14 protein-coding genes and 3 pseudogenes are annotated in these 12,699 nt (G+C 33.9%); 7 read left to right on the forward strand and 10 right to left on the reverse strand.

Annotated features, from left to right (window positions below; genetic code table 11):
• The 3 genes and pseudogenes from GEZ84_RS10995 to GEZ84_RS10205 form a co-directional block, all read left to right on the forward strand.
• Positions 1–207, forward strand: a pseudogene (locus GEZ84_RS10995) (replication initiation protein); the annotation flags it as partial.
• A 542-nt stretch (positions 208–749) separates the two neighbouring features.
• On the forward strand, positions 750–1,310 hold the full coding sequence (locus GEZ84_RS10200) for a hypothetical protein (protein ID WP_153224451.1): 561 nt from the start codon (positions 750–752) through the stop codon (positions 1,308–1,310).
• A gap of 3 nt (positions 1,311–1,313) precedes the next feature.
• Positions 1,314–2,585, forward strand: coding sequence for a hypothetical protein (locus GEZ84_RS10205; RefSeq protein WP_153224452.1), 1,272 nt, complete (start codon positions 1,314–1,316; stop codon positions 2,583–2,585).
• A gap of 164 nt (positions 2,586–2,749) precedes the next feature.
• Here the strand turns inward: GEZ84_RS10205 and GEZ84_RS10210 are convergent, their stop codons facing one another.
• From GEZ84_RS10210 to GEZ84_RS10230, 5 genes are all read right to left on the reverse strand, one after another.
• Positions 2,750–3,676, reverse strand: a complete 927-nt coding sequence (locus tag GEZ84_RS10210) for a recombinase XerS (RefSeq protein ID WP_153224453.1) — start codon at positions 3,674–3,676, stop codon at positions 2,750–2,752.
• A gap of 236 nt (positions 3,677–3,912) precedes the next feature.
• Entirely contained in the window at positions 3,913–4,869 is a 957-nt protein-coding gene (locus GEZ84_RS10215; protein WP_153224454.1) for a tyrosine-type recombinase/integrase, read from the reverse strand.
• Between the two features lie 185 nt (positions 4,870–5,054).
• On the reverse strand, positions 5,055–5,504 hold the full coding sequence (locus GEZ84_RS10220) for a hypothetical protein (protein WP_153224455.1): 450 nt from the start codon (positions 5,502–5,504) through the stop codon (positions 5,055–5,057).
• Between the two features lie 366 nt (positions 5,505–5,870).
• Complete coding sequence (locus tag GEZ84_RS10225) at positions 5,871–6,236, reverse strand: PBECR2 nuclease fold domain-containing protein (RefSeq protein WP_194252071.1); 366 nt, start codon at positions 6,234–6,236, stop codon at positions 5,871–5,873.
• A 44-nt stretch (positions 6,237–6,280) separates the two neighbouring features.
• The gene (locus tag GEZ84_RS10230; protein WP_153224456.1) at positions 6,281–6,940 is read right to left on the reverse strand and encodes a hypothetical protein; all 660 of its coding nucleotides are present in this window, start codon (positions 6,938–6,940) and stop codon (positions 6,281–6,283) included.
• Between the two features lie 307 nt (positions 6,941–7,247).
• Between GEZ84_RS10230 and GEZ84_RS10235 the strand changes: the two genes are divergently transcribed.
• Entirely contained in the window at positions 7,248–7,577 is a 330-nt protein-coding gene (locus GEZ84_RS10235) for a hypothetical protein (RefSeq protein ID WP_153224457.1), read from the forward strand.
• A 254-nt stretch (positions 7,578–7,831) separates the two neighbouring features.
• Here GEZ84_RS10235 and GEZ84_RS10240 read toward each other — a convergent pair.
• The 3 genes and pseudogenes from GEZ84_RS10240 to GEZ84_RS10250 all read right to left on the reverse strand — a co-directional run.
• Positions 7,832–8,416 (reverse strand): annotated as a pseudogene (locus GEZ84_RS10240) (HlyD family efflux transporter periplasmic adaptor subunit); the annotation flags it as partial.
• 291 nt (positions 8,417–8,707) lie between these two features.
• Positions 8,708–9,064, reverse strand: coding sequence for a type II toxin-antitoxin system PemK/MazF family toxin (locus tag GEZ84_RS10245; RefSeq protein ID WP_153224459.1), 357 nt, complete (start codon positions 9,062–9,064; stop codon positions 8,708–8,710).
• A 120-nt stretch (positions 9,065–9,184) separates the two neighbouring features.
• Positions 9,185–9,466: an AbrB/MazE/SpoVT family DNA-binding domain-containing protein gene (locus GEZ84_RS10250; protein WP_153224460.1), complete on the reverse strand. Its 282-nt coding sequence runs from the start codon at positions 9,464–9,466 to the stop codon at positions 9,185–9,187.
• A gap of 292 nt (positions 9,467–9,758) precedes the next feature.
• On the opposite strand from GEZ84_RS10250, the gene GEZ84_RS10255 reads away from it, so the two are divergent.
• The gene (locus tag GEZ84_RS10255) at positions 9,759–10,079 is read left to right on the forward strand and encodes a plasmid mobilization protein (protein ID WP_228113041.1); all 321 of its coding nucleotides are present in this window, start codon (positions 9,759–9,761) and stop codon (positions 10,077–10,079) included.
• A gap of 89 nt (positions 10,080–10,168) precedes the next feature.
• Complete coding sequence (locus GEZ84_RS10260) at positions 10,169–10,507, forward strand: TfoX/Sxy family protein (RefSeq protein ID WP_319946450.1); 339 nt, start codon at positions 10,169–10,171, stop codon at positions 10,505–10,507.
• Here the strand turns inward: GEZ84_RS10260 and GEZ84_RS11000 are convergent.
• Both GEZ84_RS11000 and GEZ84_RS10270 read right to left on the reverse strand, forming a co-directional pair.
• Positions 10,496–10,762, reverse strand: a pseudogene (locus tag GEZ84_RS11000) (type IIL restriction-modification enzyme MmeI); the annotation flags it as partial. The gene GEZ84_RS10260 and the pseudogene GEZ84_RS11000 overlap by 12 nt on opposite strands.
• 34 nt (positions 10,763–10,796) lie before the next feature.
• Positions 10,797–11,117: a plasmid mobilization protein gene (locus tag GEZ84_RS10270; RefSeq protein WP_228113043.1), complete on the reverse strand. Its 321-nt coding sequence runs from the start codon at positions 11,115–11,117 to the stop codon at positions 10,797–10,799.
• A gap of 849 nt (positions 11,118–11,966) precedes the next feature.
• On the opposite strand from GEZ84_RS10270, the gene GEZ84_RS10275 reads away from it, so the two are divergent.
• Positions 11,967–12,699: replication initiation protein (locus GEZ84_RS10275; RefSeq protein ID WP_153224462.1), on the forward strand; the 733-nt coding region annotated here is incomplete at its 3' end.

A 12,699-nucleotide genomic window follows, 5' to 3' on the forward strand; every position in this document is an offset into this window, starting at 1 on the left:
TTATTTAAGAGAAATGCTCTCCTAGTCGCATGCGAAGAATTAGAAATGAAATTCAATGCTGACATAGAGCTAACAACTGTAAAAAAAGGACGAAAAGTTATCGGGTATGAGATGGTAATTAGGGATAGACGGAAGCCAACCACTGCAGATATAATCGTAGAGGCAGAGAAAAGGTCACATCAGACAGATATCTACGATTTTTTGTAAAAGTAGCTAATTTTTGAACCTATATTAAGAGTTGGGGCTTGCGTATGCAGCCCTTTTTCTTTGAGAAAGATAGAGATTAAAAAAGAGTTTATTAACTCATTGGTGCTACTAGCTTTATAGCAATATTTCACTGAGGTGGTTAATTATTTTCTAGGTTGAGAAACATCTTAGGCAAAAAATGTTGTTGTAACTCCTTGATATTGCTTGATTTATAACGAAATAGGAATGAGGTGGTTAATGGTTTTTTAGGTCGAGAAACATAGTGGTTCAAAAGAAGAACCGAAAACCCACGTCCCTGTAAGTGTAAAGTCGATTTTAAAACAAGGTGACTTTATAAGGGTGTCACCTCTACTTTTAATATGTTTTAGAATATGACTAAAATTTGAACTATAAATTGAACGTGCTGTAGCTGCTAAAAATGAGTTGATTTTTGAGAAGAAATCGTTTTCGGCTATCATAGTCCGATTTGGGCTATGATAGCTTTTAATGTGAAATGAGGCGTGATAAAATATATATAAGAAACAAAAAGGATCGTACAATCAATGTCAAAATTAAAAAAAGATCAAAAAGAGTATATAGCAGTTATACATCATAATAGCGGTTTTCCAGAACATTTCTGGTTAGGGTCTTTATCTAAGAATGAAGTAGAGATTATTTTTGGAATATTAGAGATAATACATAATAGATACTCACAAGAGGGCGTAACCATCTCATATTTAGATATTGCAATTATATCAGAATATGCAACTGAACTTTACGATAATAATACTAATAATCAATTTGAACGTTTTATAGAAAGTATTCAAACTAAACTTAGATTAGTCTCATATAGACAACTTCTAGGACCTTATGAAAAAAGTGATAGTGTCTTTCATGATTATCCCATTTTCCTGCAATTCACAGTGGATAACATCGATCAAGAATTAACACTTTATGTATCAGAAACAGTCTATCAACTTGAAATAAAAAAGGACAAAAATGGGAATATTATCGAGGAGGAAAGAAGAATTGCTGATTTATTTCGTAAAGAAGATTGGCCTGAAATACAAGTATATGAAAAAGTGAAAGAAGGATACTTTATAAAAATAGAGAAGAGAAAATGATTTATGAACGCTAAAAGAAAACAAAGAAAAAGCAAAGAAAAAATAGAGCAGATCCCAAAAGATGCGGTAGCTTATTATTTACCAACCCCCAATAGCGAAAGGATATATTTTACAAGAGATACAATCTTACTCATGTATCATTTAATTCGCTTAAAGTATTTTTCAAGAGAAATGGTCCTGGATCAGTACTTCATTCTCACAGGTAAAGAATTAAATAACAGAACACTCTATTCGTTCATAGGGAATAGAAATATGCCAATGAGTCATTTTGAAGATAACTACAGAATCGGCAAGACTAAATTTATGTATGTTACTAAAGGATTTGCTGAATGGTTGTTAGATATCATGCATGAGATTCCAGGCCTTATTGAATTGACAAAGGTAACAGAATTTAAAGGTTCGCATTATAGCCTCAAGATAAACAAAATGTCTGGCGGAAAAGATGGCATCAGAAAAATACATCTACATGATTATCATACAAGAAGATTAGCGCTGAAAATCGGAAGACGAATCGTTGAACAGTGCACAGATTTATCACCTAGAGAATTGAACATTACTTACTTTTTCCCGTTTAATAGAAAACTTATATCACTTGTACCAGATGCAGTGATCTTCGTTCGAGGTCAGAGGTATTTTATTGAGTATGACAGGAATACAGAGCCTCACTTCAAGCTGCTCGGAAAGATATTGGGATATTTTGAAGAGAAGTATTATCGAGGAGATACAATCTTCTTTGTCTTTGATAATATTTCAGAGCCAAAAGACAACCGCCTGCATATGCGTATTATGAATTTTATTGACAATTTATATACCGTACCTTTTGGAGATAGTGGCTTTTCTTACTACGAGAAAACACAAGAGAGTAACTTGATCTTGTTTGCATTACCAGAGGTCAATGCGTTATCTCAGATATCAGAGGCTATCATGCACGATATAGTGATAGATGATATCCAAGAAAACAAAAGATTGATGGAGAAGTTGATTAAGAATGAACGTATCATGCCTTATGAAGTTGTAAATGTTTACCGATTAGAAGATAAAGATAATCCTTTTCATTTATTCGTGGATTACATAGATGATTATTTTGATGAAGAAAAAATGCCCCTTGTAAAATTGAACTATGGCGACGTTAGCAACCATGATTATTTTGAAAAACTCTACGAGAGACACAAGGATAAATACGGAAGAATTGGCTTAGTATTCTCTTCAGAGATTACTAAACAATACTACAAGATACCTCACAATGATTTTTTCATGAGTCTTTATATCCGATAATCAAAGTAAAAAAAGAGAGTACTATTTAAGTCTCTCTTTTTTATTTATTGAAAAATTGAATTAAAAATAACAAAAGGGGGATAGAGGATCTTGTAATACATGAGAAAAAGGTACGAAAATCTACAAAAACTCTCATATATGAGAAAAAAGTACGTGGTTACATATTATTTTTGTCTTTGGACTAGTTCCAAAAGATCCTTGTGTGTCTGCTTTAGAATGAGAGCTGATAAAGGTTTATTAGCAACCGTGGAAATTCTATGGATCACGGATGCAATACCTTGTGAAGATAGTGGTTGTTTCTTGTAGTTCAAGAAGAGTGAGCCGATAGTAGCATCAGCACTATACCATTTTTTTCGTTCCTTAACGTAAGGAGCGATATAAGGGATAAATTCCTTAATGATTGATTTTTGGACAAGCTCTCCTCTATGATTAACAACCGTCAAAGTTTTCTTTCGTAGGTCTATATCTCTATACGTAGCTTGTGCGAGTTGTTCAATATCAACTCCAGCTCCAGCAAGCAAGGCAACAATCGCTAAATCACGTTCCTTGTTTCGCTCCCAATTTCGTGCTTTTGTTTTGGTAAGGTATGTTACAAGATAATTGTCTATCATATCCAGATAGTCAAGGATTTCTTGAAGATTGTAACTTTCGATATAGTCTGTATTTTCCTTTGGTTTGCCTTGTGAGGAAAGAGTAGCAGCACCATAAACAACCTCCCACTCGTTCATCACGTTACGATAGAAGTGAGGCGCTTGTTTCTCGATTGTGAAAGATGCTACGGTGTAGTAGTTCCAGAAGGCACTCAAAATCTTAATGACTAGTTTCTTGCCATTTGGTTTGAGCCTTAGTGAGCCTACATAATCAACGACTGCATCAAGAGGTGTCTGCTCTAGGTCGTCCATAGTGATCTCGATGATAGATTTCTTTAGATATTCAGTCGCATAGAAGTCCAGAAACTTTCTCAACTCAACTAGCTTATAGTAGCTAGAGGTGTTCCTTTTATTCGTAGTGAAAAAGTAATCTAGGTATAAATGAATATCTGGAGAAAGAATGCTCTCCAATTCTTGATAATTCTGTTCTAATTTATTCATAAAATATTTTTATTTCCTCTTTTTAATAGTAATAGTAGGACGGTTTTTTAGTCCATAAATCGTATAGGTATAGGCTTTTATTTTTAAAAGTAGCAGAAAAGGGGGGAAAGGTAGCAGAAATGTAGGGTTTTGGGTCTAAAAATAGTAGAAAATTAGTAGCAGGACTACCAAAACATAAAAAGTTCGGAATACATGAGAAAAAAGTGCATGAATTTGGCTGCATCTTACTTTTCTCTTTAGATTAGATCCAAAAAATCCTTGTTTTTCTCAAGTAGAATGCACGAATGAGTCTGTTTTAAAATGGTTGCGGATAAAGCTTTTCCAAAAATGCGCTCTATCCTACTTATTACTCCTGATATTTTTGGAGCAGTTAGTGGTCTTCTTTTGAAGTCGAGAAATAGAGAATCACTAGCATTAGTAGATACTATTTTCTCTCTTTCTTTGATGTACGGTGAGATATAGTGGATAAATTCACTTAAAATCGGTTTCTTAATTCGTTCACCTTTAGGAGATGTAACTATTAGCGTCTGTTTGTGTAAGTCAATATCTCTATAAGTAGTTTGCGCTAATTGTTCAAGATCAACTCCAGTTCCAGCAAGTAAAGCGATGATTGCTAAATCTCTGTCTTTATTTTTCAGCAATTTAGATGAGCCTGCTTCTTCATCAAGGAAGAAGTCATAGGGACTCGTAGGTTTCTCATTCTTATCAATTTCATCAAAAAAGTATAGCATATGTGGCAAATCATAATGAACTACTCGTACTGTGTTCCCTGCTCCTCTTTTTGATGTAAAAAGAGAAAGTATGCCATACTCATTGATCCATTCGTTCATAACATTGCGGTAGAAGTGTGGGGCTTTTCTATCACCTGAGAATGATACAACAGTGTAGTAGTTCCAGAATGAGTTTAAGACACTAATAAATCGTTTTTTACCGTCTGGTTTTAGCTCTAAAGAGTTGACATAATCTGCAACAACTTCTACAGGTGTTTGCTCTAAATCGTCCATGGTTAATTCATTAGTAGCCTTTTTAAGATGGTTACCTGCGTAGAAATCGAGGAATTTTTTCAAACTATTTAATTTGCGATAGCTGTACAAGTCCCTTTTATTTGTAGTAAAAAAATAGTCTATATATAACTGAACATCAGGGCCAAAAGAACTCTCTAATTCTTTATATTTTTTGTCTAATTTTTTCATAATTTCATCCTGTAATTTTATCTATTACTAGAGTAACAGAAAATCATGGGCAAATCAAAGTATGATAGGGAAAACTTGATTCGAGCCATCGAGAAGCCGAGTTTCTAGTTTAATAGGCTAGAAATTTTACAGATAAAAGAGCATCTCGTATAAACGAAATGCTCTTTTCTAGTTGTTGGTTGCAATTAGCTTATTTTTTTTGCATAGAACACTTGCAAGCGCCCTGTATTTTCGACATAGTTCCCAACACCATTGTATTTTTCTTGGGCTTCCTTGTTTATCATTTGAAAAGTATTCAATTCATCCAAGCTAATTTCCCTGATATTTTTAAGTTTCAGCCAGTGATAATCTTGATCGTCTGCAAACAGGCTTGGAGCATAAACAGCAGCATCCAAAGGAGCTGATTTTTTATTAAAATATTGGTAAAGTACCAAATCAGCAATATAAGTAAATTCTTTACTCACAAGCAATACTGTACTTACTTTCGTGAGTTTTTTAGGGTCCATTCTGTTACTTGTGCTGAAGTATACAGAACCTACTTCGTTAGCTTTCTCTAAGTGAGCATCCAGCACCTCTTTTGCCGAGCAAATATCAATCCCTACGACAGGGAGAGCAACGCTATACGTAACCGCCATAAATTTGACCTCCTGGTAAATTAATATTTTTTTCAGATATACTAGCAATATAAATTGAGCTAGTTACAGTCTAGTGAGTAACTAGATATATATATTCTAGCATAAAATTAGATAAAAGTCAAGTGATTATGGCTTCAAGCCATAATAAAAAATAACCCCTACCGCCGTAGGGGTTATTTTTTATTAAAAGATTAAAAGAAAATAATAGTGGGGTGACCTTCCCACATCTCTTTAAGACCACGAGGGCGTGACGGCTGCCTGTTCCGTCCTTATTATTTTCCTTTTTCTCACTTACTTAAAGTATATCACAGAGATATAAAAAATACAAAAAAAAGTTAACTTTTTCGTCCTTTTTATCAAAAAAATCTACATTTTCCGCATTCTTTTGGCGTCCAGATAATTCTTGAGTTTATTGTCCGTTAATGGGTACATGGTGCGAACATTTCCATTTTTAGGGTCAAGACGAATAGCAACTAGAGTATTCTCTTCGAGCAATTTTACAAATTGTAAGGATTTTCCGTCAGGGTGTAACCCTACATAATCTGGGGTTGTTAAAATATCTGGAATTTGACTGTACGTTTTTTCAAAATCGGCGAACTCGTCCCCGTGTCGTTTCAGCATATGCTTTTTACGATTTTTCGCCAAAATAATTGGGTCATTTTCATTATATGAGAGACCAAACTCAGTAATGATTTCTTGGGAGAATTTCCCTACTTCCGTGACTTTCTGCATGTTTATATTATATCATGAAACATGCAGAAAATTGGTGAAGTAGACTATTTTATTTCATTATTTGCCCATCTTTCCACGTCTCTTAAGAACCATTCAATAATTTGATTTTTGTCTGTATTGTACACGTCATCACGGGAATCAAACTTATAAACTAACGGATATTTTTGTCTAAATCGATAAGATATAATATCTAACATTTGTTTTGTTTCAGCTGGAGCTTCTATATATCTATAATCAACTTGTTGAATATGCCAGAGGTCTAAAAACATTGAGTAGTATTGTTTTAGAACTTGGTCAAATCCTTCTACAAGAGACAATGCGCTCGCATAGTATATAGTATCTTTCTTTTTTTGTTCTTGATACAAGTTCGATTCCTTGAACTTATTCACTTGTAAGTACATAAGTTCCTCGTACATTAAGCGTTTATTATTTGATTTTGATTCATCTTGTTTTCTTAGTACAAACCTATTAAAATCATCTGATAAGATTAAATCACGAAATTGATAGTAATTTAATATAGTTCGGTGGCCTCTTTTTGTTGGAGCATATTTTTTAATTATAGCATTCAGCTGATTACGATTATTAGTGGAATCTACTGACATGCTTATTCCAAAAACATCATCAAGGAATTCTCTTAAATCTCTAGATGTGATTTTTAAAGTGCTTGTAAATACTTTTTCTAGTTCAGAGGGTCTAAAAAACATCTCCCAATTTTCTCTGTTTACATCATTATGTAGTTTTTCGAGACTTTTCCAATCTAATGGTCATATGAAGTCTATCCCCCGTAGCTTGTCTAAATTAAAAGTAATTTCCATATAAAACTCCTAAAAAAGTTAGTTTGCTAATTATTTGTAAAAAAATGATATAACAAAAACTCGCTAATATCAACGTTTTAAGACGTTTTGGGTTAAATGGATAAATTAAAAAATAGTTAGTTTTTTAATTCGTGGTTTCGTATAATATAAGCATAAAAGAAGAAAGGCAGGCTGAACAGCCTGATAGGTCGTATTTATGACAACAAAAGAACAACTACTTAAAGAGGTAGAGGAATTAAAAGTCTCCATATTTGCAGATTGCAGTCAGACAAGTTGGCGTTATCATGTTCAGAAAACTTGGACAAAAAAAGAAACAGAAAAAGCACTTGAAGAGATCGGACAAGGTGCGACTGCAATTGATTTAGCTCCAGATGGTCTAAAAGAAATTTGGAGAAATGACTTTACTGACAAAAAGTATTCACGTGATTATTGGGTTATTAAAAACTACACATCTGACCAGCTTGAAGAGTATGTACTCCTTTTAAAAGAGTTACAATCACGAGTTCTGCCATATTTTGACAAATAGACTACTTTCCGAAAAAGACCAATTTTTCGGAAAGATGCTTTTCTAAAAGAAAGCATCTTAAAAACGATCAAAACCCTTGGCGCTCTAGGTTTTTTTGATGATAGATGATACACAAAAAAGTCTGAAAAGCCCCCAGAATCATCGTCTCAGCACCAAATAAACTCATTTTTTGCATGATTAAAACAAAAATCGGGGCATCTATACAAAACTTAAGGGTACAAAAAGTGGAGGTGTTAGCCTCCACTTCATCCTATTTATTTTTTATTCAAAAACTGGTCTACGTAATACTGGAAGTATGTTTTCTTGCCTGTAATCATAACAGCTCGTCCCTCCAATCCATAGCGAAGGTTTTGAGATTGTTTATCTGATAGCTTGGTCTCTGCTTCTAGTTTAAAGAAGTTCCCCTGCTCGGTCTTGGTGGCAGTAGTGTCGATACTAGAGATTGTAGAAGTCAGCTTTTGTTGTTTATTTAGATCATCCAATGTGGTAAAACGAATAGCATCGCCTACTTTTAGACTGGCAATGTCTTTAGAAGAAATGTAAGCTGTTATCTTGACCATCTTTTCGTTTATCAGGAGTGGATAGAGTTGAGCAAGGAGGGTTCCTTCAGGGACAAGTTTAGAACTTGTTGTCTCGGGATTGAGATGGAGAACGCCGTCCTCACTGGCTATAATGGAGCCTTTTTGTGCGACACTACCTTGGACTTCCTTACCAGCCTTGGCATCAAGAATTTTCTGCTCAAGGATGGTAAGTTCCTGTCCGACACGAGTCAGCTGCTGAGCTTTGAGGGATTCCAGCTGGCTACCCAGACTCCCCGAATAAGCCTGCTGCGCCCCAGCCCTCCACATTCTTCAAACCGTGCAATGATAAAATAAAAAGCATCACAAACTAACGCAATGCTTTTTATTCCACTCTATAGAATTAATAATAGTTTAATCACTGCAGAAACTAAGTTGTAAACTACTGTAATAGAAACTAATGTTTTTCTATATTCATAAATCTTATTAAGTTTATTAATAATTTTCATAAAGTTACCTCCATTTTTATTTTACCCATTTTTTAGTCAAAATGACCTATTCTCGGAAAAATATTTGAAAAATAAAAAACCTAGCTTCACTAGGCTAATTAATCTAAAAGAAGATAGCTTTGAACCTCCCAAGGATATCCCCTAGTTCTGCTTTTGATAAAAATTCTTCATCATCAAATTGATAAAATCGATCTCGTAAATCAAAAGCTCTAGGCTGATCAATAACTACCCAACCTCTGTATTTAGAAAATTCAACGGGATATCTAAAAGGTAACTTTCGTTCAGTTTTAGTAAGTGGTAACAATGTGACCACGTTGGAACGGTTAGTTTCCTCTCGAGATATAACTACGTATGGTCGATAATTCCCCTGCTCGTGTCCTTGTACAGGATTAGGATCTAACCAAACCAAATCTCCTTGTGATAGTTTTCCTAGTTTACCTTTTTCAAATGAAATTTTCATGCTTTATATCCTTTCTTATCGGTTATCTAATAGCTAGTATTCTAGCTCACTTAATAGTATAAACGAAGTTTAAACATTTGTCAATAGATACAAAAAGAGATACAAATTTTTGTATCTCTTTTACAATTCTTCCCCAACTAAAGGGATTTCTTCCCATTCAAAATGATTTTGATATTCCTCAAAACCAGCCAACAAATCTTCCAGTTTATATTCTGGAATAAATAAATTTTCTTTATTATTCTTTATTGTGACTTGCTGTCCTTCCACAGCAAAATTAAGGATGTCTCCTTTGGCAAGTCCAAATGAATCTATCATTGATTTAGGCAGTAGGATCCCTAGACCGTTACCCCATTTTTGGACCGTCCGTGTTTCCACTATTTTAGGTACTTCTACGCTAATCATATCTATTTCTCCTTGCGAAATTACTCCAATTTTTTATTTATTTGACACGTGTTCCTTCATGTCTAATTAATAGTATAAACTAAGTTTAAACATTTTTCAAGACATAAATTGATATTTCTTACTTTAGTTACTAGATTCATGAGTTATAAAATAGCCAAAGAACTTTATCTCAATATATTTCTAAAAACTTCATCACTATCAATTCCTGGGAGTGGCTACTATCCCTGTGTTACAGTGTGTTATTTAATAATACTATGTGTTATACTTGTATTACATAGAGGGAGTAAAAGAATTGACTGAAAAAATGACTGTACTCAATATTAGAATGAGTACAAAGGAGAAAGAAAAACTAAAGGAAATAGCAACACAAAATGGAGAATCTATCAGCTCTTATGCTAGAAAAATGCTCTTTCACCCTGATAATACAGGCGACTACAATGATAATACGGTTGTAATACAGGAGAAAGATGAGCGGATCTCAGACCTGAAAAGTCAAATAGATGATTACAAAAAACAAATTGAGCAGCTACACACAATTATTCTAGCAACTCAGAAAGATAATCAGTTGCTGATTGAGCAGAAGACAAAGAGATGGTGGAAGTTCTGGAAGTAAGGTTTTCGTTTTGCAAAATTTAAAAGAACAAAAGAAAAATGCCCAGGCGTTTATTAAAGGAATATTTGATTTTGAAGGAGGTAATCATAGTGAATGAATTTAATGAATTTGTTCGTGAGATTTTTTCTGCAGCAGGTGATATTGTCATAAGATCCATGATGGGCGGCTACCTCATATATTTTAACGGTAAGCTGATAGGTGACATTTGCGATAATGAACTATTTTTAAAGAGAACGCCGACATCGGACAAACTTCTTGCAGACTCAGAATTGCGTTATCCGTATGAGGATTCAAAGACATTGATGTATGCATTCGACAGATTTGAGGATATGGATTTGATTACTGAACTACTGAAAGGTATGTATGCGGAACTGCCAGAAAAGAAAACCAAGAAAGCTAAATTCAACAAACAAGCTTCAGTTTGTTGAATTTAGCAAGGTATAAATTTCTATGAAACCTATAAAACTTGTACGGATATTGTAGGGTCGGAAAAGAAAACTTTCTGTTAACCAAGTTTTCTTCTCGTCTACGATTTTTGTCATGTCATAAGCTTCCATAACTGCTTTATCGTTAGCCTGGTGAGCTCGTCTAAGTTCGACTGGCATGGTTAACTCATCATAGAGATCGGTCAATGAGCTATCGGGATATAGCGCACGTGCATTGAGAATAGCTTGGGCATTTTTCTTTTGTTCTTTTAAATTTATCAAAACGAAATCCTCACTTCCAGAACTTCCACCATCTCTTAGTCTTCTGTTCAATCAACAACTGATTATCTTTCTGAGTTGCCAAAATAATCGTGTGCAGCTGATCAATTTGCTTCTTGTAATCATCTATTTGACTTTTTAGGTCCGATATACGCTCATCTTTTTCTTGTATTACATTTGTATTATCAACGTAGTAGCTTGTGCTATCTTCTTGGAAGAGTATTTTTCTAGCATAAGAACTGATAGAGTCTCCGTTTTCTTCAGCCCTAGCCTTCAAATCTTCTTTTTCATCCGTGCTCATCCTAATATTCAGGACAGTCATTTTTTCACTCAAAACTTCCACCTCTTTTTCTATATAACACAATTATAGCACATAGTATTATTAAATAATACGCTGTAATACAGAAAAATCGCCCTCTGTTGCACTTATTTTTAAGTATGTATTCACCCAAAAAACTCAAAATTCTCCCAGTAGTACTAATTTATTATTCCCTCAAAAAATCATAGCTGTTTTGCTAGTAATTAAAAGACAAAAAATAAATGTTTTAAAAGGCATATTTTAGCCCCGTATTGCGTTTTACATAAGTTGACTGGGTAAAACTATGAAAAATGTTCAAGAGAACCCTTAGCGACCAAAATAGAGGCTCTGAGGGGTTCTTAAATTTAAAGCTGTAGTGAAAAGCGTAAAAAGTCCCATTTTTCTCATGATACGATCATAGATGCAGAAGGCCCCTCTGCAAATCTATCAAAAAGGAGGATATAAAAATGGAGAATATCTTTAATATTCTAATTGCTATTGAAGTTGAGATTTTGGTTCATTATATTTGCAAGTGGTTAGACAATAAATGGTGAAATGAAAAATAGATTTTTTTATTTTTAAAAAATAAAATATAGATTTTTTTCTTAAGAAGATACTTTCTAATTTACTTTCTGACTTACTTTATATTACTTTATATTACTTTGTCTACCTTAGAAACTCAGTAATACCAAGGGATTGCAGATAAATAATTGACTATTTTGTACCCTATTATTGACTATTTTGTACCCTATTATTGACTATTTTGTACCCTATTATTGACTATTTTGTACCCTATTATTGACTATTTTGTACCCTATTATTGACTATAAAAATAAAAATTGATAGAATATAGCATAATAAGAAACGCAGTAAAAGGTAAACAAGATGGTATCAAATAGAAAATCTAGTAAAATCTACGAAGAACTAGCCTCTCGTCAAAATTATTTAGTCGTCCAGGCGAATGACTTAGCTAAAGCGTTTGGTAATTTAAAAGCTTTTGAACACAAGGTTTTAGACTTTTGTTTTTCATCTGTAACGAAGGATAGTAAAGTTAGTGATGTCTTTACAGTTCATAGCCTTGACATTATGAAGCACTTCGGATTAACCAAAAATGGTCAGAATTATAGACGAATTGCAGAAGCTTTTTCGAGACTTAATGAGAATACAGCTCTATATATCCCTGAAACATTGCCTGACGGTAGACGATCAATAATCATGACTCAACTTTTCAGCAGAATAAGATTTATTGAAGATGGGCTTGTAGAGTTTAAATTCTCCGAAGATGCAGGACCTTTAGTTTTTGAGTTGAAAAGAAACTACTATTCTTTCCATTTGGATGAGTTAGGGAATGTAAAATCTAAGTATTCTTTGATCTTGATGAAACTTTGGGAAGCTTATCGTTTAGGGAATCGAGAGTATACGACCATTAAAGGGAGTTTAGAGGAATGGCAGGATTGGTTCTTAGGTGAAGAGAAGTCATGGCCGGCAGGTTTATTTAAGAGAAATGCTCTCCTAGTCGCATGCGAAGAATTAGAAATGAAATTCAATGCTGACATAGAGCTAACAACTGTAAAAAAAGGACGAAAAGTTATCGGGTATGAGATGGTAATTAGGGATA

This window comes from Streptococcus mitis, from assembly GCF_009496155.1.
GTDB classification, from domain to species: domain Bacteria; phylum Bacillota; class Bacilli; order Lactobacillales; family Streptococcaceae; genus Streptococcus; species Streptococcus mitis_BQ.

What these genes read in the sequence shown, in the direction of transcription:
- GEZ84_RS10250 (WP_153224460.1), bottom strand. Translation starts at nt 9,466, where the DNA reads ATGATTAGCGTAGAAGTACCTAAAATAGTGGAAACACGGACGGTCCAA.
- GEZ84_RS10245 (WP_153224459.1), bottom strand. Translation starts at nt 9,064, where the DNA reads ATGAAAATTTCATTTGAAAAAGGTAAACTAGGAAAACTATCACAAGGA.
- GEZ84_RS10230 (WP_153224456.1), bottom strand. Translation starts at nt 6,940, where the DNA reads ATGTTTTTTAGACCCTCTGAACTAGAAAAAGTATTTACAAGCACTTTA.
- GEZ84_RS10210 (WP_153224453.1), bottom strand. Translation starts at nt 3,676, where the DNA reads ATGAATAAATTAGAACAGAATTATCAAGAATTGGAGAGCATTCTTTCT.
- GEZ84_RS10235 (WP_153224457.1), top strand. Translation starts at nt 7,248, where the DNA reads ATGACAACAAAAGAACAACTACTTAAAGAGGTAGAGGAATTAAAAGTC.
- GEZ84_RS10200 (WP_153224451.1), top strand. Translation starts at nt 750, where the DNA reads ATGTCAAAATTAAAAAAAGATCAAAAAGAGTATATAGCAGTTATACAT.
- GEZ84_RS10225 (WP_194252071.1), bottom strand. Translation starts at nt 6,236, where the DNA reads ATGCAGAAAGTCACGGAAGTAGGGAAATTCTCCCAAGAAATCATTACT.
- GEZ84_RS10215 (WP_153224454.1), bottom strand. Translation starts at nt 4,869, where the DNA reads ATGAAAAAATTAGACAAAAAATATAAAGAATTAGAGAGTTCTTTTGGC.
- GEZ84_RS10205 (WP_153224452.1), top strand. Translation starts at nt 1,314, where the DNA reads ATGAACGCTAAAAGAAAACAAAGAAAAAGCAAAGAAAAAATAGAGCAG.
- GEZ84_RS10220 (WP_153224455.1), bottom strand. Translation starts at nt 5,504, where the DNA reads ATGGCGGTTACGTATAGCGTTGCTCTCCCTGTCGTAGGGATTGATATT.